This is a genomic window from Actinomyces sp. Z5 (assembly GCF_003287795.1).
GTDB classification, from domain to species: Bacteria; Actinomycetota; Actinomycetes; order Actinomycetales; family Actinomycetaceae; genus Actinomyces; species Actinomyces glycerinitolerans.
Genome location: NZ_QMIN01000049.1, coordinates 97072 through 116511 on the forward strand (window position 1 = coordinate 97072; position 19440 = coordinate 116511).

A 19440-nucleotide genomic window follows, 5' to 3' on the forward strand; every position below is an offset into this window, starting at 1 on the left:
CCCGCCTCCCTGACCGAGCCGCTGCCCGACCACCTGACCGGTCTGGGCGACGGCGAGATCGCCCGCCGCGGTCATCTGCGCGTGCTGCGCGGCGAGAAGACGGACGACTGACCCGCTCCACACCCGCGCACGGCGCCCGGGGTCAATGCCGCGGTGTCGCCGTGGGTGCCATCACCTCGTGCGGTGGCGTCTGCAGGGCGGCGCGCGCCTGGTCCTCCAGGCGCCGGTCCCGAATCTCCAACATGAACTCGCGGTCGCGCCGGGCCGCCAGGATCGCCGCCAGGAACCGCTCCGGGTGGGTGTTCGGCGGAGGCGGCGGCGCCACATAGGGCTCGGCCTGCGCAGCCAACTGCAGGGCCAGGCGCGCCCGGGCCTGTGGCTGCATGGAAGAGGCCCGCTGCAGGAAGGTGCGCGCCGCCAGGGCCAGGTGCCCGGGTAGGGCGCGCAGGTCGGCATCCGCGGCCCACTCGGCCAGCTCCGGCGGCATCAGTATTGGCGGGGCGTCGGCGGCGCCGTTGCGGACACGCACCGCGTAGGTGCCCGCCAACAGGTCGCCCAGGCGTTTGCCCCTCCGCGTCACCACGCAGGCGGACACGGCGGGAATGCCCGCCGTCCCCCAGATCTCCACGACCCCCACCAGTGCCCGTACCAGGCTGTGGCGCAGCCGGACCGCGCCGCCGTCGTCGCGCACAATCCGGGAGCCGGTCACCATGCGGCCCGCTGAACGCCCCCGGGTGAGCACCTCCACCGTCAGCGGCACCACCACCAGCCACCCCAGCAGCGTCAGGGACAGCAGTGCCGCCACCAACGCCTCCGAGGCCTGGGGGAAGATCCGCCCGCCCACCGTGGACGCCGTGACCAGGGTGATCAGCAGGCCCGCGCCATACAGCGCATAGTCGATGATCCCGGACAGGATCCGGGAGCCGGGTGAGGCCGGCAGCACCTCCAGGGCGATGGCCTCCCCGGTCACCATCAGCTCCGGCGTCATCATCCGCTCGGATGAGGCGACGTCCCCACTCACCATGACACACTCCCCTCGTGGACATTGACGCCTATGTTGCCGCACACCGCGATCAGTGGGACCGCCTGGACCAGCTCACCTCGCGCCGCCGCCTGACCGGCGCCGAGGCGGACGAGTTGGTGACCCTGTACCGGGCCACGGCCGGCCACTTCTCGCGCATCCGCACCGGCGCACCCGACCCGGCGCTGCTGGCGCAGCTGTCCACCCGCATCGCGGCGGCGCGGGGCCGCATTACCGGCACGCGTGAAGCCCGGGCCAGCGATCTGCGCCGCTTCTGGGGTACTAGCGTTCCGGCGGCCCTGTACCGGCTGCGCTGGTGGACGCTGGCGGTGACGGTGTTGGAGGTGGCGATCGCCGTGGTCGTGGGCGTGTGGACGCTGCGCACCCCGGAGGCCATGAGCGCTCTGGGGCCCCAGAGCAATTTGGACACCTACGCCCACGAGTCCTTCGAGGACTACTACTCCAACTACGCCGCCAGCGAGTTCGCCGGCCAGGTGTGGACGAATAACGCCCGCGTCGCCGCACTGTGCGTGGCCGGCGGCATCACCGGGCTGCTGCCCGCCTACATACTGCTGGCCAATGCCGTCAACCTGGGGCAGGCGGGAGCCGTCATGGCCGATCACGACCTGCTCGCACAGTTCTTCGCCCTGATCACCCCGCACGGGCTGCTGGAGCTGACCTGCGTGTTCGTGGCCGGGGCCGCCGGCCTGAAACTGTTCTGGACCATGCTCGACCCCGGCGGCAGGTCGCGGGGTGCGGCACTGGCCGCCGAGGGCCGCGCCCTGATCACCGTGGCGGTCGGCTTGACGGCGGCGCTGGCGGTGGCCGGGTTCATCGAGGCCTTCGTGACCCCGGCCTCGCTGCCCTGGATCCTGAAGGGGCTGATCGGGCTGTTGGCGCTGGCGGTGTTCTGGGCGTACACGCTGCTGCTGGGACGCCGCGCCGTGCTCGCCGGACACACCGGCGACCTCGACGCCGACGAGGCAGGCGCCGTCCAGTTGGAGGTCGGCTGAGCCGGCAGTGGTCCGAACCCACATACGCATCACAGCCTCCCCGCGGCCTTGAGGGCCAGGTAGGTGTCCGCCAGGGCGGGGGCCAGCCCGGCCGGTGGGGCCTCAACCACCTCCACGCCAGCGCGGCGCAGTCGCCCGCGCAGCGCATTCAGCTCTACCAGGTCGCGCTCGGCCGCGGCCGCCGTGTAGACGGTCCCGGCGTCGTCGCGCCGGGAGCGCAGGCGCTCCAGGCCCGGGTCGGTGGCCGAGGCCACCGCCACCGTGTGCTTGCGGGCCATATTCGCCAATGCCCGCAGCATGGCCGCATTCGTACCCGACCCGTCCAGTCCGGTGAGCACCACCACGAAGGCGTGCTGCGACAGGGACGCCTCCACCATCCCGGCCACCAGCGTCCAATCCGTCTCCACCAGTGCGGCGTCCAGCGGCGCGAAGGCGTCCGCCAGGGCCCCCAGCAGGGCGGGGCCGGACACGCCGCGCACCTGCGCCCGGGTCTCCACGTCGACGGCGACGGCATCCACCCGGTCGCCCGCCCGCGAGGCCAGGGCCGCCATCAGCAACATCGCCTCGATCTGGGCGTCCAGCCGCGGGGCGTCATCGAGCCGCGCCGCCGCCATCCGCCCGGTGTCAACCACGATCAGCACCCGCCGGTCCCGCTCGGGACGCCAGGTGCGTATCACCACCTCCCCGCGGCGGGCCGTGGAGCGCCAGTCGATGGAGCGCACGTCGTCTCCGATCACGTACTCGCGCAGGGAGTCGAACTCGGTGCCGGCCCCGTGCACCATGACGGCACTGCGTCCGTCCATCTCCCGCAGGCGTGCGAGCCGGCTGGGCAGGTGGCGGCGGGAGGCGAAGCGCGGCAGCACGCGCAGCCGGGCCGGGGCCGACAGCGAGGCCTGTCTGCCCGCCAATCCCAGTGGACCGCGCACCCGCACCGTGACCAGGTCGGCGTTGCGGTCGCCGCGACGTGTGGGCGTCAAGGAGGTGCGCAGGCGCCGCCGTCGCCCGGCAGGAATCGTCAGCGCCTGCCGTTGCCCGGAGGCGCCCGCCGACGGCGGCCAGGCGTCGCGCACCTGCAGCCGCATGGTCCGGCCGGTGGTGTTGGTCAGGGTCAGGGTGTCCGCGGTGGTCTCCCCCAGGCGCACGGACCGGGCCACCGCCCGGGCGGCGCGCAGGCCCCGGGGTGAGGGGGCCGCCGTCACGTCGGCGGCCACCAGCAGTGTCGTAAGGGCCGTCCACGCCAGTACGGTGCCCGGGCGGGGCACCAGCAGCACCGGCACGGCGCCGGCGGCCAGCAGCCAGACGGTGCGCATGGTCAGGTACATGGGGCCTCCTCTCGGCGGTGGGTTGTCGGGTATGTGGGGCCAGCCCCGCTTGGCGGCGGGTGCGGCCGACGCGGGGAGCGCCGGGGGCTGCCGGCCCGGCCGGCTAGCGGGGCACCGGCACCGAGCGCAGCGCACCATTGATGACCGACTCGGTGGACACCCCCTCCAACTCCGCCTCGGCCCGCAGCTGGATGCGGTGGCGCAGGGTCGGCAGGGCGAGCGCCTTGACGTCGTCGGGCGTGACGAAGCCGCGGCCCGACAACCAGGCCCAGGCCTTCGCGGTGGCCAGTAGCGCCGTCGCCCCGCGCGGGGACACGCCCAGCGATACCGAAGGGGAGGTGCGGGTGGACCGCACCAGGTCCACGATGTAGGCCAGCACCTCCGGGGAGGCGTCCACCGTGCGCACCTGCTCGCGGGCGACCGCCAGGTCGGCGGGGGTGGCGACGGCGCGGACGCCGGCCGCCGGCAGGTCACGGGGGTTGAAGCCGGTGGAGTGGCGGGTGAGCACCTCGATCTCCTCGCCGCGTTCGGGCAGCGGCAGGATGAGCTTGAGCAGGAAGCGGTCCAGCTGTGCCTCCGGCAGTGGGTAGGTGCCCTCGTACTCGACCGGGTTCTGGGTGGCCACCACCATGAACGGCTCCGGCAGGGCGCGCGGGGCGCCGTCCACGGACACCTGGTGCTCCTCCATGGCCTCCAGCAGGGCGGCCTGCGTCTTGGGCGGGGTGCGGTTGATCTCGTCGGCCAGCAGCAGGTTGGTGAACACCGGGCCCTGCCGGAAGGAGAACTCGGCGGTGCGAGCGTCGTAGATCAGCGAGCCGGTCACGTCCCCGGGCATCAGGTCGGGGGTGAACTGCAGTCGCTTGGTGTCCACGTCCAGGGCGGCAGCCAGCGTGCGCACCAGCAGCGTCTTGGCGACCCCGGGCACGCCCTCCAGGAGCACGTGCCCGCCGGCGAGCATGGCGATCACCAGGCCGGTGACGGCCGGGTCCTGGCCCACCACCGCCTTAGCGACCTCCGTGCGCACGGCCACCAGCCGGGCGCGCGGGTCGCTGCCGTGGCCGGGGGCGCCGTCGGCCGACACTGCGGCAGAGGGCACTTCGTGCTGATCGTCCGGGCGGGACGGGGCGTCCTGCGGGTTGGGGGCAGTGGTCATCGTGGGTGGACCTCGCTCTCGAGTTGTTCCAAACGCACGGCCAGATCTGCCAGGGCCTGGTCGTCCGCGGGGGTCGGCCCGTACAGGGCCTGGTCTATTTCGGCGACGGGTCGGCCGCAGGCGCCTGCGGCCGCATGCAGCAATTCGCTGCGGGAGGCGGCCGGGGACAGTCCCAGGGACCGGCCGAGCCGCAGGGCCGTGCCCGCCCGCAGCGCCTGGGCGGCGCGCTCACGGTCCCCGGCGCGGCGGTACAGGCGCCCACGGCCGATGGCCGTCTCCGTGGCCTGCACCAGCACCGGCAGGTCCTCGGGCACGAGCCGGCCGAAGCGGCGCCCGCGCACGACCGCTAACGCCACCACGACCACGCTGCCGAGGAACAGCATCACCGGCAGCCACGGCGGCAGCGACGGACTGTCCCACACTCTGACTGCGACGCCCGCCTGCGAGGCGTCGAACCAGACCAGCTTCGGGTTGTGCCCCAGGGCGCGGATGGCCAGGGCGGCGTTGCCGGCGGTAGTGAGCTTGGAATTAGTGACGATGCGCGGGTCGGCGATCACCCGCAACGTGCCGCCCCCGTCCAGCGGGGCGGTGGCGTACGCGTATGCGTCCTCGTCTGCCGCATCCACCGGGAAGCAGCCGACCGCGCCGACGACGTCGTTCAGCGCGACGGAGCCGGCCGAGCCCGCCAGGGACCGGGCGGCGACGGCATCCGGGTCCGTGCACTCCGGCTGCAGGGAGTCGTCCGCGCTGGTGCCGGTGGGGAGCATGTCGCTCAGCTCACCGAAGTCCTGATACAGGGACCCCAGAACCACCACGTCCTGCCCCACCCAGGCCAGCTGCTCGCGGTCGAAGTAACTCATTTCGCCCACGTTCAGTACCACGACGGTGGCGCCGTCCGCGGCGGCGGACACGGCGGCGTCCCCAGTGTTCACGCTGGTGACGTCCACGCCCTCATCGCGCAGCAGTTGGGCCAGCGCCTGGGCGCCGTCGTCATGGGGGTTGTCAATGGCGTAGGGGACCTTAGAGGTCTGGGGAGTGGCCCACCAGGTGGCCAGGGCGACGAGCAGTACCAGCGCGCCGGCGGCCAGGAAGGGACGCCAGCGGCGCAGCCGTTCACCGGGGCGCGCTCCGACGACCTGGTCGCCGAGGTCGGCGACCTTCGGGGCGTCACCGGGGGGCGTCGTAGTGGTCCGGGGCGTGCTCATGCGTGCACCTGCCCCGCTGGAGCCTCCAGGGCCAGGGGAGCACGGGTCACCCGCTCGGCGAACTCCCGCATCCAGGTGTCCTGGGTGGGGGTGGGCTCGACGCGCCCGTAGCGCACGGCGTCGAACAAGCCGGCCGCCTGATTCATCTGAGCGGCGAGTTCCCCCAGGGGCCGGGCGGCCAGCCTCGCCGCCTCATGCGCGGTCATGCCAGGGTAGTCCTCGATGGCACCGCGCTCATCCAGGGAGCGCACCACCGCTCGGAAGCGTTCGACGACGGCGGTCGCCCAGTCGCCCCGCACGGCGGCAGCGTCGGCGGCACGGGTCAGGGCCGCGGCATCGCGGTCGTCCTCGAATAGTGGCGCATCGGGCCGAGTGGCGCGTCGGGCCCAGGTGACCCGGGTGATCAGTGCCACCAGGGCCACCAGCAGGGCCGCCACCAGCACGAAGACCAGCAGAGTGGACAGCCAGGCAGGCGCCCCGGGGACGGCGTCGCGCGGGTCCAGGTGCTGGCTCAGCCACTGCCATATCCGCTGCCACACGCTCGCCGCGTGGTGGTAGGCGGGCTTGGCCAGTTCCTCCTCGGCGGCGCGACGGGCCTGGTCGGCGTCGGGCGTGGCAGGGACGTCCCCGGGCACACCCCTGCGTCCCCCCGCGTGCACGATGCGGGCGGCGTCAAGGAGCGGCACCGGGAGCACTGTGGTCATCATTCTCAGCCGGTCCGGCTCACACGTTGGCGGAACGGCGCAGCTCCACGTCCAGGCCCTCGCGGCGCATGCGCAGGTCGATGTAGATCAGGGCGACGACGGCCGCGGAGAACGGCATGATCACCGCGCTGACCAGGAAGGTCGCAAACGTAACCAGCACATCCAACGCAACAATGACCGTGCCGCCGGCCAGCACGCCGCCAACACCGGTGACCATCCCCAGCGGGAAGCCGATGAGAGCGGAGACCGCGCTGACCAGCATCGCCGACAGCAGCAGCGTTCCCAGCACCCGCCAGAAGCTGCCGCGGGTCAACTGCCAGGAGCGGCGGATGCCCTCCCACACGCTCACGTTCTCCAGGATGAGGGCGGCCCCGGCCACCGACAGTCGCACCCCCAGGAAGGCCGCGGCGATGACGCCGCCAACCATCAGCAGGAAGCCCAACAGCACCAGCAGCACCAGGCTGTTTCCGGACCCATCGCTGTTGAACGTCGTGTAGAACATGCCGGCGAAGAGCAGGCCGACGCCCGTTACGGCCAGGACGGCGGTCAGGGTGGTAATCAGGTTGACCAGGATGGACTGGCCGATCAGGGCCCAGATGCGCGGCCGGGTGCGCTCCCACACGTCCGTGGGGGTGGCGATGCGGCCCAGCACCGAACGGGAGACGGTGACGGTCAGCAGGCCGGTCAGGACGGCGGTGGCCAGCAGCGTGATTATCTCCTCCAGCATCGTGCCGGTCAGGGTGCCCCCGAGCAGGGACAACGTGGCGTTGAAGGCTTCTGCCTGCGAGACCGTGGGGTCGTAGTCGTTGTAGTAGTCCGCGGAGGCGAGAGAGATGAGTGAGCGCCTGAAGATGAAGGCCATCAGTGCGGAGAACAGGCCGGCCGCCCCCATGACCAGCAGGGACGGCAGGAACATGGCCCGTGGGTTGGCGCGCAGGGACTCGAAGGCGCCGCCAATGATCTCGGTGATGCTCAGCGGACGCAGCGGAATGATGCCGGGCTTGGGGGCGGCGAAGAATCCACCCGGGCCCGCGGCGTAGTAGTCGCCGGCCGGTTGGTTGTACTGGCTGTACTGACCGTACTGGGGGGCCGGCCCGTAGCCCTGTCCCGCCGGGGTCTGCTGATTTTGGCCGTATGCGGGCGGTTGCTGCTCGCTATAACCGCCCGACTCCGCTTGCTGGTCGTAGCCGGGCCGCTCGGGCTGCGGGGCGTAGGCGCCGTAGCGCGGACCGGGTGCCGCACTCGGGGAGGCTCCGGCGTCGTGGGAAGCGCCGTCAGTGGGGCCGTCGCCGGAAGGAGACTGCCATCCGGTGTTGTCACTGGTCATGGGCATACTGTTTCACGTCGTCGGCGCTCGCGTTCTCCACCCTGAGGAGGAGAAAAGCCCTCCCGAGGACTTTAGTCGGCACTAAGTTGCATATGATGAAGGTCACTGAGAGGCGTGTGGCGTCCATATACGGCGCTTGCGCGTGTCAAGATAGGCGCCATGCGCACTCGCATTCTGGTCGTTGACGATGATACTGCCCTGGCCGAGATGATCGGCATCATGCTCGAGGCGGAGGACTACACTCCGTCCTTCTGCGCCGACGGCGCTAAGGCGCTCGACGCCTTCCATGAGACCGATCCGGATTTGGTCCTGCTGGACCTGATGCTGCCGGGCCTGGATGGCGTGGAGATCTGCAAGCTCATCCGCGCCGAGTCCGACGTGCCGATCATCATGCTCACAGCCCGCACCGACACCCAGGACGTCGTTGCCGGCCTCGAGGCCGGCGCGGACGACTACGTCACCAAGCCCTTCAAGTCCAAGGAACTGCTCGCGCGCGTACGCACCCGCCTGCGTCGTAACGTGGACGCCAACGGTGCCGAGCACGTCCGCGTCGGAGACCTGGACATTGACGTCTCCGGCCACCAGATCCACCGTGGCGAGACCCCCATCAACCTCACGCCCCTGGAGTTCGACCTGCTGGTCACCCTCGCCCGCACCCCCTGGAAGGTGTTCACCCGCGAGGAGCTGCTGGAGCAGGTTTGGGGCTACCAGCACGCCGCAGACACCCGCCTGGTCAACGTCCACGTCCAGCGCCTGCGCGCCAAGATTGAGAAGGACCCCGAGCACCCCAGCATCGTGGTCACCGTGCGCGGCGTGGGCTACCGCGCCGGCGACGGCAAGTGACGCCGCCGGGAGGGCCGGCGCCCACAGCCGGCCTCCCGTGCCCGACGCGTCACCTGAGGCACTGACGTGGATAGCCAGGGCCCGGGCCGGCACGTGGGGCGCCGTGGCTTGACGTCCCCACTGCGGGCGGTACGCCGCTCGTTGGGTACCTCCATGGTGCTGTTCGCCACGAGCGCCGGGATCGTGCTGATCGCGGTGCTACTCGTGGCCGTGACCATGACCATCCGCAATGACGTCTTCTCCGAGCGGCGTGCGGCCATCCTCACCGACGCGCACCAGCGCACCGTCGCCGCACAGGCCGCCTTCGACGTCGCCACCGTGGACACGGCCGACGACTTGGCCACCACCGCGCAGGCACAGCTCGCCGCCATCAATGACTCCTTCGCCGGGGCCGGCGGCGTGGGCGTCTCCCTGCGCCGTGCCGAGGACGAGACCGCCACCACCGTCATCAACGATCTGACCACCAACGCCGACCTGGCCGCACTCGTCACCGACGACCTGGTCGCCCAGGTGGACGCCGGGCAGGCCGGGACCGAGTACTCCCAGTCCGTCGGCATCCCGGACTCGGCCGGCGGCACCGACCCGGGCCTGGTCGTCGGCGCCCGGGTCAACCTGCCGCTGGCCGGCGGCTACGACCTGTTCCTCGTGTACACACTGGCCCCAGAACAACACGTGATCGACCTGGCCACCCGGGCGATCGTCATCGCCGGCGCAGGCTTCCTGCTCATCCTCATCATCGGCCTGTGGGCCCTGGCCTCGCGCGTGCTGATCCCCATTCGCCGCGCCTCCCTGGCCGCCGAGCGGCTGGCGGCGGGCCACCTCAACGAGCGGTTACCGGTGGTCGGGGAGAACGAGATCGCCACCCTGTCCCGGTCCTTCAACAACATGGCCGATTCGCTTGAGGCGCAGATCCAGGCGTGGGAGAACCTGTCGAAGGTGGAGCGACTGTTCGTCTCCGACGTCTCCCACGAGCTGCGCACCCCCCTGGCCTCCATCCGGCTCGCCGCCGAACAGATCTGGCAGGCCCGCAACGAGATCCACGATCCCTTTGCCGCCCGCAGCCTGGAAATCCTCATGCGTGAGATCGACCGCTTCGAGCAGATGCTCTCCGATCTGCTGGAGATCTCCCGCATCGACTCCGGCCGAGTGCAGTTGCGTGCCGCGGAGGCGGACATCACCGCCACCCTGCGCGGTGTGCTGGACCTGGTGGCGGTCCACGTGGAGGCCTCCGGCTCCCCGATCCGCCTGCACGCGCCCGCCGAGCCGGTGGTTGCCGAGGTGGACGTAGCCCGGGTGGAACGCATTTTGCGCAACCTCATCGTCAACGCCCTCGAGCACGCCGAGGGCTCCCCGATCGACATCACCGTCGCCGCCAATGACGACGCCGTCGCCGTGCGTGTGCGCGACCACGGGGTGGGTATGAGCCCGGACGTGGTCAAGAAGGTCTTCGACCGCTTCTACCGCGCCGATCCCTCCCGCAAACGCACCCTGGGTGGCACCGGGCTGGGCCTATCCATCTCCCTGGAGGACGCCGTCCTACACGGCGGCACCCTCACCGCCTGGGGCTGGCCCGCCGACGGCGCCTCCTTCCTGCTGACACTCCCGCGTCGGCTCGGTCCGGACGCGACCCCCGGCACCTTCACCAAGCCCGGCCCGCTGGGGGTGGTTCCCGACGATGCCCCGCCCGTCTCCCGCGCCGGCACCCACGCCGTACAGACGGATGAGGCCGCGCCGGTCTCCCCGGCCCTGACCCCGTCACCGGCCTCCCGCCGCTCCGACGTCGACCGCAACGACGACGCCGGGATTGCCGGCCCCAACGGCAGCGACCCCGAGGCTCCCGGCCGAGGCGCCGGCGTTGGCGCGGATGAGTCACCCACCGCGAAGACTCCCGAAGATGCCCTGGCGCGCGGACAGCGCGAGGAAGAACACCGGTGAGCGTGCCCGCCCCCGGCCGGGGTACCGGCGCAAGCGGACTGCCACGTCGGCAGGCCCTCGCGGCCCTGCTGCTGGGTGGCGCGGGCGCCCTCGCCGCCTGCACGGGCCTGCCCACCTCCGGGGAGGTTTCCGGTTCCAACGTCGTCCATGGTCCCGACGAACAACTCGTCCAGAGCGCGGCCGGCCCGGCCGACGGCGCCGCCCCCGAGGAAATCGTCATCGGCTTCCTGCGTGCCTGCGCGGCCGGATTCTTCGACGACTTCGCCACGGCCCGCGCCTTCCTGACCGACGATGCCGCCGCCTCCTGGCAACCCACCGAGACGGTGGGCGTTTACGACGGCTCGACCGCGCCGGTGGTCGTCCTCGCCGACGATGCGGTGGACGTGACGGTGGATCTGATCGGCGACGTCGACCCTGCCGGCGTGTTCACCGCCGCCGCCGAGGCCAACCACCGCTGCCGCTACGGGCTGGTAGCCGACGACGCCGGCCAGTGGCGCATAGCGGAACTACCGGCCGGAATGCTCCTGTCCGATGGTGACCTGACCACCGAATTCGCCTCCGCCTCACTGTATTTCCTCACCCCCGACCACGAGCGCCTGGTCCCGGAGCTGCGGTGGTTGCCGCGGCACGAGCTGCCCCGGCGACTGATCGAGGCGCTTCTGGGCGGGCCCTCCACCTGGCTGGCCGCGGGCGTGGCCACGGCCGTCCCCGAGGCCGCCGCGGTGGGTGACGACGGCGTCGTGGTGGAGGCCGGCACCGCCGCCGTGGACCTGACCGGCCTGGGCACGCCGGACCAGGCACAGGCCGGGCTACTGGTCGCCCAGATCCGAGCCACTCTGGTCGGCGCGACGTCCGACGGTGGCATCCTGGTGCAGGACGTGGCCGTACGAGCCGACGGGAATGAGCTCGGACCGGCGGCGTCCCTGCCCGCTGTGGACACCGACCCCGGGGCGGTGGTCGGCATGTGCACGGGCGCAGTCGTGCAGGGCACCGCCTCCACCCGCACCACGCTGGTGGCGGCCCAGACCCTGGGCGCCGACACCGCCACCCACCCCACGCTCGGGGCCGATGGCACCGTCTACGTCCTGAGCCGCTCCAGCCTGCTGCGCGTGCCTGCCGGCGCTAGCGCGGCCGACGTGATCCTGTCGGTGGGAGACGCCGACACCGAAGCCGACTCCCACGAGCTGCTCGCCCCCATCGCCGACCGCCACGGCTGGGTGTGGACCGCCACCGCCGGAGCCCTGCTGGCGGTGGATGGCCGCGGCCGACGCGCCGCGCTCGTCGCCCCCTGGTTGGAGGACCGGGAGGTGTTGGCCTTCGACCTGGCCGCCGAGTCCGCCCGCATCGTGGTGCGCCATCGCGCCGACGGCTCCGCGGACCGGGTGAGCGTGGCCGCCATTGTCCGCGACGGGGACGCCCCCACCGGGCTGGGCGATCCGCTTGAGCTGCCGGCCGCCGTCGTAGCCCGTACCGACGCCGTCGTCTGGTACGACCCGGTCAGCGTAGCCGTCCTGGCGGCAGCCACCGACGGGCAGGACGCGGAGGCATCGGGCGTGACCCGAATTCCCGTGGGCGGCGCGCTGACCACCCCGATCACCTCGCCGGCGGCTACCGCCCTGACCGCCGACCGCGTTACCGGCACCCTGCAGCTGACCGACGCGGACGGCCAGGTCTGGCAGCGCAGCGGCTCCGCCTGGCGGGTGGGCGCCACCGATGTCGCCGACCTCGCCTACCCGCTGGCCTGAGCCCGACTCGTCGGGCGGAGTGCCGGCCCCGGCCCCGCGCCCGGCGTCATGCACACGCGTTTGCGTCGCGTACACGTGTTTTAGAGCTTTGCGGGTGCTGCGCCCATGCAAACCTCCAAAATGCGTGTCTTTGTGGGGAACTCGTGTACGAGACGGTTCCGGGCGCGCCCACGACGCCGTCACGATGGCCTCGCAGGCCGGTACAGAATGCGGGACAGAGCCGGGAAAGGGTCAGTACAGCCGGAGGTTGCGGGAGGACTGGGCGGCGGCGTCGGGCACGGTGGGGAGCACGGAGATGAGCGTGCCCGGCACGTCGCCGGAGACCTCGGTGGTGACGACGGCGGCCGCGGAGACCTGCTGCCCGCCGGCCCCGGTGATCACCAGCGCCGACACCTCGTCGGGAACCCTGGGGGTGAGCGTGGTGGTGGCGGGGACCGTGACCTCGTCGGTCCACTCCCCATCCGCTGAGGTCAGGGTGACGGTAGCGTCGGCTGCCCCGGAGTTGGTAAGCACCACAGTGGCGTCCAGGCCGCCCTCGCGGGGCACGGCCAGGGTGGAGCCCGCGGCGTCGGCGGCGGCCTGCACCCAGGCCGTGTCGTGGGCGAGGGCGCCGGAGCGGTCGGGGTACTCCCCCGCGCTGCGCACAAGCTTGACGGCCGCGCCCACTGTCGCGTCCGAGGTCACGTGCACGGCGTAGGCGCCGGGGTCCACGCCCGCCAGGGAGATGTCGAAGACGGCGCCCGGGTCGACGGTCACGGCGGTGGCGCCCGGCAGGTCCTCCTCGCCGTCGGCGCCGATCAGAGAGATCGACACGGTGGCGGGGGCCTCGACGGGGTTGACCACGCGCACGGCCGGAGAGTCGGAGGAGTCGGCGCCGTCGGCCTCCGTCTCCCCCTGCGCGGCGGCCTCCACGAGCACGACTCCGGGGATGGTCAGGTCGGTGGCGGGAGCGGCGCCGGCGGTGAGCGTGTCGACGCCGGCGGGGGTCTCACCGTCGAGGGACTCGGTGACCAGGGCCGGAATGAGCACGCCCCCGTCCGCCTCCACGCTCAGCGCCAGGCGGTCGTCCGCCGCCCCGGCGGCCTCGAGCAGCACGCCGACGGTCTCACCGGCGCCGACGGCCACCTGCCCGGAGGATGGCAGGGTGAGCTCACCGGTGGAGCCGTACAGGTGGATGGTGGCGGTAACCGTGGTCAGTCCGGGGTTGGTCAGCCGCAACTCGGAGGAGGAGCCGACGGCGGCCGAGCCGCCGACGATCCAGGCGACGGAGGCGGGGGCGGCACAGGGGGCGGCGCTCAGGCCGCGCAGGTCGCCGCCGGCGGTCAGGGTGGTGACCGTGGCGACGGCGCCGGTGGCTTGGCCGCCGGGGGCCCGCACCGTCAGGATGCCGCCGTCGGCGGTATCGAAGGTGGTGGTGGCGTCCTCGAGCGACTCCGAGCCGTAGGTGAGGGTGGAGTCGGCGTCGAGTGCGGTGATGGTGGTGGATGCCGTGGGCTCGTCGAGGTCAATGCCGCCGATGGTGTTGTTCGGGGCTGCGGGACAGGCGTAGATGACGTCGGCGGCAGGGGCGGGCACCGCGGTGGCGGTTACGTTCTGGCTGGTCGCGCGCGGACTGCCGGTCCCCCACCAGGTCAGGGCGAGGACCGCGGCCAGCAGCAGGAGCGCGGAGGCGACGCGCCCGGCGATGGCGAAGAGTTTGCGATGGGGAAGGCTCATACGGTGCGCCTCCTGCGGCGCAGGGGCAGGGCGAACAGGGCGGTGATGACCCAGATGACGGGGATGCCGCGAGCGGCGATCGCGCCGAGGGTGGTGCCATGGGTGACCACGAGTTCGCCGCCGTCGGCGGGGACGATGAAGGCGGTGCGCCAGCGGCCGGCGGCGTCGGGCACGGTGGTGGCCGCAAGTGGCTCGCCATTCAGGGTGGCCCGCCAGGCACCGTCGTTGCGCTCGGCGAGCATGAGCACGCGCCTGCCGGTGCCCGCCTGAAGGGCGGTGCGGACGGCCGTGGCTCCGGTGGCGTTGGCGGGGATAGTGGTGGCGGTGCCGTCGGCGGCCTGCAGTACGGCCCGGGCCGATTCGGGGGCGGCGGCGGGGGCGACGCGCCAGGAGGTGCCGGAGTCGGTGCGGGCGAGTTGTTCCAGGCCGGGGGTGGACTCCAGGCCGGCGCGGGTGGAGGCGGTCAGTTCGTCGCCGGCGGCGTCGGTCAGCAGCACGACGGCGATGCCGTGGGCGGCCAGGGCGTCGGCCACGTCCTCGTCCTGGCCGGCGGCGGCGCGCACCACCAGGTCGGCGAGTTCGGCGTCGGCCGGGTCGGTCAGTGTGGTGGTGAGCGGGTCGTCTACCGCGGTCGTGGCCGGCGCGGGGCTTGCGGCCGCGGCAGTTCCGGACGCCATGCGCGTGGCGAGCTGGGTTGTCAGGACGTCAGGAGTCACGTCGGTCAGCTGGGTGCCGTCCCCGCGCCAGATGCGCACGCGCAGTCCGGAGTCGCCTCCAGACAGGATCAGTACGCGTCCGGCGGTGTCGGAGGACTGGATCTCAGCGGCGATCAGCGGGATGCGGCTGCCAGCAGACCGCAGGGCCATCACATCGGCGTCGGTGCCGGTGGCGGTGGAGGCGTGGGCCGCCAGGGCCCAGGCCCCGCCCACGCTCAATGGGGCGGCGACGGCGATGACACCGGCGCCCACCAGCCCGACGCGCGCCCAGCGCCTCCAGCCGGGAGCGTGGGCGGGCAGGGCCGCATATGCGGCGTCGCCGGCGGCCAGGGCGGCGGTGAGCAGGCCGGCAAGGGCGAAGGAGACGCCGGTGCCGGCCCAGGCGGCTACGGTGACGGAGCCGGTGCCGTCGGTTTGGGTGCCGACGGCGACGATGACGCGCGTCCCGGCGGCGGCCAGGGCCAGCCCGCCCAGCGCCATGAGGAAACCGGCGCGGGCACAGTTGCCGCGGCGCCCACCGGTCAGCAAGCCGAAGACCGCCGCGACTGGGACGATGGCGAGTAGGGCCTTGGCGGTCAGCGCAAGGTTCGGGTCGGCGATCAGGGACTCGACGTCTTGCGGCATGCCCAGGAGGGTTTCGATGGTGCTGGGAGGGGCGACGGCAGCGGGCAGGCCGGTGTCGGTGAGCAGGTAGTGCACGCCGTCGTCCACGTCACCGGCCTGCGCCAGGCGCGCGGCGCGCCACCAGGCGGGGGTGGCGGTGGCCGCGACCGGTACGAGCGTCAGTAGCAGGCGCGGCGCGCTGCGGCGCATGCATGCCGTCAGCACAATCAGGCCGACGAGGATAAGCGCGGCGGTGGCGGGGGCGGCGGCCACGATCAGGCTGAGCAGCAGTCCCGCCGCCGCGGCGGCCGTGGGTGAGCCGGGGCCGTAGCGCTCCGGCAAGGGCAGCGGCGGGCCGGCGGCCTCGGGCACCTCGACGGACTCAGCGGCGGCAGCGTCTGTTGCCGGCGGCTCGGCGTCCGCGGACGCCTCCGATGCGGCGAGGGCGTCCGCCTCGGAAGCGTCGCCCGGTGCGTCCGCCTCGGAAGCGTCGGCGACCTCCGCAAGTTGGTCCTGCGCCTCCTGAGGGGCCGCGGGGTCGTCGTCGGCCAGCTCGGCCAGGTCCTCAATGCGGGCGGCGGCGAAGCGGTCGAGCTCGGCCTTCTCCGCCTGGGTGGCGTGGCGCGCGCCCACCATCCCGGACAGGACCACGTCGCGCCGATCCGCCCCCACGGCGCGTGCGAGCGCCGTCAACGCCCACGGCAGCGTCAGGTGCACGATGACGGCGGTGAGCCGTCCCTGTCCGACGGCCAGTAGCAGCCCCGGGGCCAGCGCCCACACGAGCGCCGCCCAGGCGCGCAGCGGGTTGCGGCGGGTCACGGTGCCGGCGGCGTACCAGGCGCCGAGCGCCGCCAGGGGGACGGCCAGCACCAGCAGGATATGCACCAGGGCGTCACCGTCGAGGCCGACCCAGGAGCCGACCGCCACCGGCAGGGCCAGGGTGGCCAGCAGTGGACTCAAGGCGGCGGGATAGCCGTCTCCGGAGCCGCCCCAGGTGGACCAGGCGGCGTCCCACAGGTCGCGCCCGCTGACCCCCAGGCCGGGCAGGGCGCCACCGGTCACGGTGCGGGCGACCAGGACCTGCGACAACCCGACAGCAGCGAAGGCTCCCGCCACGATCAGTACGCCGGCCAGGACGAGGCGCCGCCGCCGGGTCAGGGCGGCCAACTCACGCAGTTCCAACTCGCTGCGGGCGGCCTCACGGGCGGCGCGCTCGCGCTCCTGGCGCCGCCGGTCGCGGCGGGCGGCACGGATGTCGGCGGCGCTGACGTACAGCTCGGACAGTACGGTGCGACGCACGTCCTGGTGCGCGGCGAGCCGCCTGCGGCCGCGCCGGATCGCGGCGCCGCTGCGAGCGACGGCGAGGGCGGCGGCCAACTCGTCACGGGCCAGCGCGGGTGCCTTGGTCAGCAGCCGCCAGGCGGCACGGGCCAGCCCGAGCAGGACGATCCAGGCCAGCAGCAACGGCAAGGGACGGGCCGAGAAGGTCGCCCATGCGGTCAGCTGCGCGCTGCGCCGGGCGCGGAAGGAGCGGTCCGGATCGGGTTCGGGGACGGCGACGGTCGGAGGCGTATCGCTCTGGTCGGCGTGACCAGGGACGCGGTGCGGGCCGTGGGGCTGTTGGGCGGGGCGCAGGCCGAGGTAGCTGGCGCGGCGGTGGCGCAGGACGGCGTCGGGCACCACGACGACGCGGTGGCCGGCCAGGCGCACGGCGCGGGACAGCTCCAGGCCGTCGTCGAAGAGCGGGAACGCCGGTGAGATGCCCCCGAGCTGGTCCCAGACGGCGCGGTCGATCAGCGCCCCGGCGGTGCCGACGGCAAGCATGTCCGTGCGGTCGTCGTGTTGGCCCTGGTCCACCTCCCCCTCGACGACGTCGTTGGCGCGGCGGGCGGATGCTGTGGTGCGCAGGCCCACCTCGAGCAGTTCGTGGGGCCGTTCCCAGTCGACCTGCTTGGGCCCGGCCAGGGCTATGGAGCGGGCCGTGCGTACGGCGGCGAGCAGCGCCGCCAGGCAGTCGGGATCGGGGGCGGAGTCGTCGTGCAACAGCCACAGCCAGGAGCCCTCGGTGGGCTGGGCGGCCGGTGCGTCGACCCCGGTGGCACGGTAGATCTCGGTATCGGAGATCGGCGACATGGCGCCGGTGGGGCCGGTCAGCTGCCCGGAGGCGGTGGTAACGGCGCCGGTGGTCGCGTCCGGCCGGTCCGTCTGGCGCGACCCCGCGAAGTGGTCGCGGTGACGGCGGCGCTTGCGGTTGCCCTTGGCGATCAGCTCGGCGTACTTGGTCAGGCCGCGTCCGACGGCGTCGCCGAAACCGGTGGCCTCGGGTACGTGTACCACGCGTACAGCGGTGACCGCGTCGGTACCGGATTCGACCACGGCCTCCTCGATGGGTGTGCCGTCACCGAGTCCATTGGCGCGAGAGGCGACGTCGACGATCAGCAGTACGTCGGGAGCGACGGTTTGGCCGGCCAGGGCATGCAGGGTTTCAGGCAAGTAGGGGGTGACCCCGGCTGAGACGAGGACCGCGAGGACCCCGCCGGGTGCAGGTTGCTGGGCGGCGCTTCCCGCCTGGCTCATACCGCGCGCCGTTTGAGCTTGCGGCGCTCGCGCTCGGACAATCCTCCCCAAATCCCGAAGCGCTCATCGTTGGCCAGGGCGTACTCCAGGCATTCCTCACGGACTTCGCAAGAGGCACACACGCGCTTGGCTTCGCGCGTGGAACCTCCCTTCTCAGGGAAGAAGGCCTCGGGGTCGGTCTGAGCGCACAGCGCGCGCTCCTGCCAGGCCAGGGGGCCTTCGTCTGGATCGTCGTCGCCGAGCAGAAGGAGGAGCGCCTCGTCGTCGGCGTCGTCGGACCGCTCAAGCGGCCCGTCGCCGAGGATGTTCCACACGATGGCTTCCCTTCAGGATGCGGACGATGTTCACGTAGAATTACACGGGTGTGAGCCGCCGTGAGTCAAGCCGCGGCAGAGAAGTTCACTTAATTGCGACGGCACGCAGACCGGCGCAGACACGCCGTTATAAGACTGAACTTTTACGTATCGTGACGTGGCTCACAGCCGATTCTCCGGGAGCGTCAAGACGCCCCACGGCGACAGCCTCACGGCAATCAGCGGCGAGAACGCCGCGCCACGGCAGCGACCCCACGCCTCTGCTTAGATCTGTGCCGTGATCCGCAACACCACCCACCCGCATGACCCTCTTGCCGACCTGCTCCCCACGGCGGCGGACGCCGACCGCGCCTGGCTCGTGTGGTACGCGCCGGGCGAGCGAGTGGAACTGACCGGGCGGGTGCTGAACATGTGGCAATGCAAGATCGCTCATCTGCTCGCCGAGGAAGCCCCGGCCGTGGGCGCCGAGGCGGACCCGCTTGTGCAACTGAGCCTGGGGGTGCACTGGCGCACGGTGACCTGGTGCTGCGGCACCTGGCTCGCAGGTGGGACGGTGACCTTCGACGCCCCCGCCGACGTGTCGGTGGCTTTCACCCCGGAGGAGCTGGATGCGGATGCGCAGCTGCAGGTGCTGGTGCCGCGCGCCGCCCTGGCCATGCGCTGGCCGGGCGAACTGCCGCCGCTGGTGCTCGATGGCGTAGCCGATGTCATGGGCTACGCGGACTCCTTCACCGCACCGGCCGTCGATGGCGCCCGCACCGCTTTCCGGGCTGATGCGACGCAAGCCTCGGGCACGCCCGCAGGGATCTCGCGCGCCGCCCTGGTCGCGGGGCTGGCCGAATCGTCAAACCCGACCGACGCCCCCGGCGCTGCGGAGCACGCCTCCGCAGCCGGGACGCGGCCGCGAGCCGCACTGGTGCGCTCCGACACTGCCCTGGAGGCGATGCGCGGCGTGCTCGCCGCCTGGCGCAACGGGCTGACCGCGGTGCTCGTCTCGCCCGACGCGGACGCCGAGCTCACCCAGACGGCCGCCCGCCAGGAGGGCGCCTAGGTCCTGTTGTGTAAGTGCTTGGGTGGCGGTGTGTGGATGTTTAGCCTGTCAGTTGGACCGCTGTTCCCCCGCTGGACCCCTGTTCCCCGGTTGGACCGCCGTAGCCGCCGGTTACAGCGGTCCAACGGGGCGTGGGAGGTCCAACGGGGCGTGGGCGGTCCAACGGGGCGTGGGAGGTCCAACCGGGGCGTGGGC

At 72.6% G+C, this 19440-nt stretch carries 14 protein-coding genes; 5 read left to right on the top strand and 9 right to left on the bottom strand.

The genetic code is table 11. From position 1 onward, the window contains the following. Positions 1 to 142: 142 nt before the first annotated feature. Positions 143 to 1024: an RDD family protein gene (locus tag DRB06_RS06795; RefSeq protein ID WP_108966642.1), complete on the bottom strand. Its 882-nt coding sequence runs from the start codon at positions 1022 to 1024 to the stop codon at positions 143 to 145. Between the two features lie 14 nt (positions 1025 to 1038). On the opposite strand from DRB06_RS06795, the gene DRB06_RS06800 reads away from it, so the two are divergent. Further along, on the top strand, positions 1039 to 2034 hold the full coding sequence (locus DRB06_RS06800; RefSeq protein ID WP_073327135.1) for a stage II sporulation protein M: 996 nt from the start codon (positions 1039 to 1041) through the stop codon (positions 2032 to 2034). 29 nt (positions 2035 to 2063) lie between these two features. Here the strand turns inward: DRB06_RS06800 and DRB06_RS06805 are convergent, their stop codons facing one another. The 5 genes from DRB06_RS06805 to DRB06_RS06825 form a co-directional block, all read right to left on the bottom strand. After that, complete coding sequence (locus DRB06_RS06805) at positions 2064 to 3356, bottom strand: DUF58 domain-containing protein (protein ID WP_073327137.1); 1293 nt, start codon at positions 3354 to 3356, stop codon at positions 2064 to 2066. A 103-nt stretch (positions 3357 to 3459) separates the two neighbouring features. Then, positions 3460 to 4509 (bottom strand): MoxR family ATPase, encoded by a 1050-nt coding sequence (locus DRB06_RS06810; protein WP_073327138.1) that lies wholly within the window; start codon positions 4507 to 4509, stop codon positions 3460 to 3462. Further along, positions 4506 to 5714 (bottom strand): DUF4350 domain-containing protein, encoded by a 1209-nt coding sequence (locus DRB06_RS06815; RefSeq protein ID WP_111819471.1) that lies wholly within the window; start codon positions 5712 to 5714, stop codon positions 4506 to 4508. The genes DRB06_RS06810 and DRB06_RS06815 overlap by 4 nt, the downstream gene beginning before the upstream one ends. Then, a complete protein-coding gene (locus DRB06_RS06820; protein WP_258522176.1) occupies positions 5711 to 6400 on the bottom strand; it encodes a DUF4129 domain-containing protein in 690 nt (229 codons plus the stop codon). Before DRB06_RS06820 ends, DRB06_RS06815 begins: the two co-directional genes overlap by 4 nt. Before the next feature lie 37 nt (positions 6401 to 6437). Further along, a complete protein-coding gene (locus DRB06_RS06825; protein ID WP_073327141.1) occupies positions 6438 to 7745 on the bottom strand; it encodes a glycerophosphoryl diester phosphodiesterase membrane domain-containing protein in 1308 nt (435 codons plus the stop codon). A gap of 159 nt (positions 7746 to 7904) precedes the next feature. Between DRB06_RS06825 and mtrA the strand changes: the two genes are divergently transcribed. The 3 genes from mtrA (at position 7905) to DRB06_RS06840 (ending at position 12268) form a co-directional block, all read left to right on the top strand. Then, positions 7905 to 8588, top strand: a complete 684-nt coding sequence (gene mtrA / locus DRB06_RS06830) for an MtrAB system response regulator MtrA (RefSeq protein ID WP_073327143.1) — start codon at positions 7905 to 7907, stop codon at positions 8586 to 8588. 108 nt (positions 8589 to 8696) lie between these two features. Continuing rightward, positions 8697 to 10523, top strand: a complete 1827-nt coding sequence (mtrB, locus tag DRB06_RS06835; protein WP_234416116.1) for an MtrAB system histidine kinase MtrB — start codon at positions 8697 to 8699, stop codon at positions 10521 to 10523. Continuing rightward, positions 10520 to 12268, top strand: coding sequence for an LpqB family beta-propeller domain-containing protein (locus DRB06_RS06840; protein ID WP_111819473.1), 1749 nt, complete (start codon positions 10520 to 10522; stop codon positions 12266 to 12268). Before mtrB ends, DRB06_RS06840 begins: the two co-directional genes overlap by 4 nt. Positions 12269 to 12499: 231 nt before the next feature. Here DRB06_RS06840 and DRB06_RS06845 read toward each other — a convergent pair whose 3' ends face one another. Genes DRB06_RS06845 through DRB06_RS06855 form a run of 3 tightly spaced genes read right to left on the bottom strand, consistent with a single transcriptional unit; the run spans position 12500 to position 18125 of the window. Then, a complete protein-coding gene (locus tag DRB06_RS06845; RefSeq protein WP_111819474.1) occupies positions 12500 to 13984 on the bottom strand; it encodes a DUF5719 family protein in 1485 nt (494 codons plus the stop codon). Next, a complete protein-coding gene (locus DRB06_RS06850) occupies positions 13981 to 17880 on the bottom strand; it encodes a glycosyltransferase family 2 protein (protein WP_111819475.1) in 3900 nt (1299 codons plus the stop codon). The genes DRB06_RS06845 and DRB06_RS06850 overlap by 4 nt, the downstream gene beginning before the upstream one ends. Further along, entirely contained in the window at positions 17877 to 18125 is a 249-nt protein-coding gene (locus DRB06_RS06855; protein ID WP_275405338.1) for a WhiB family transcriptional regulator, read from the bottom strand. The genes DRB06_RS06850 and DRB06_RS06855 overlap by 4 nt, the downstream gene beginning before the upstream one ends. Positions 18126 to 18471: 346 nt before the next feature. On the opposite strand from DRB06_RS06855, the gene DRB06_RS06860 reads away from it, so the two are divergent. Continuing rightward, the gene (locus tag DRB06_RS06860; protein ID WP_258522177.1) at positions 18472 to 19245 is read left to right on the top strand and encodes a TIGR03089 family protein; all 774 of its coding nucleotides are present in this window, start codon (positions 18472 to 18474) and stop codon (positions 19243 to 19245) included. Positions 19246 to 19440 lie beyond the last annotated feature (195 nt).

What these genes read in the sequence shown, in the direction of transcription:
- DRB06_RS06845 (WP_111819474.1), bottom strand. Translation starts at nt 13,984, where the DNA reads ATGAGCCTTCCCCATCGCAAACTCTTCGCCATCGCCGGGCGCGTCGCC.
- DRB06_RS06795 (WP_108966642.1), bottom strand. Translation starts at nt 1,024, where the DNA reads ATGGTGAGTGGGGACGTCGCCTCATCCGAGCGGATGATGACGCCGGAG.
- DRB06_RS06850 (WP_111819475.1), bottom strand. Translation starts at nt 17,880, where the DNA reads ATGAGCCAGGCGGGAAGCGCCGCCCAGCAACCTGCACCCGGCGGGGTC.
- mtrA (WP_073327143.1), top strand. Translation starts at nt 7,905, where the DNA reads ATGCGCACTCGCATTCTGGTCGTTGACGATGATACTGCCCTGGCCGAG.
- DRB06_RS06805 (WP_073327137.1), bottom strand. Translation starts at nt 3,356, where the DNA reads ATGTACCTGACCATGCGCACCGTCTGGCTGCTGGCCGCCGGCGCCGTG.
- DRB06_RS06810 (WP_073327138.1), bottom strand. Translation starts at nt 4,509, where the DNA reads ATGACCACTGCCCCCAACCCGCAGGACGCCCCGTCCCGCCCGGACGAT.
- DRB06_RS06825 (WP_073327141.1), bottom strand. Translation starts at nt 7,745, where the DNA reads ATGACCAGTGACAACACCGGATGGCAGTCTCCTTCCGGCGACGGCCCC.
- DRB06_RS06815 (WP_111819471.1), bottom strand. Translation starts at nt 5,714, where the DNA reads ATGAGCACGCCCCGGACCACTACGACGCCCCCCGGTGACGCCCCGAAG.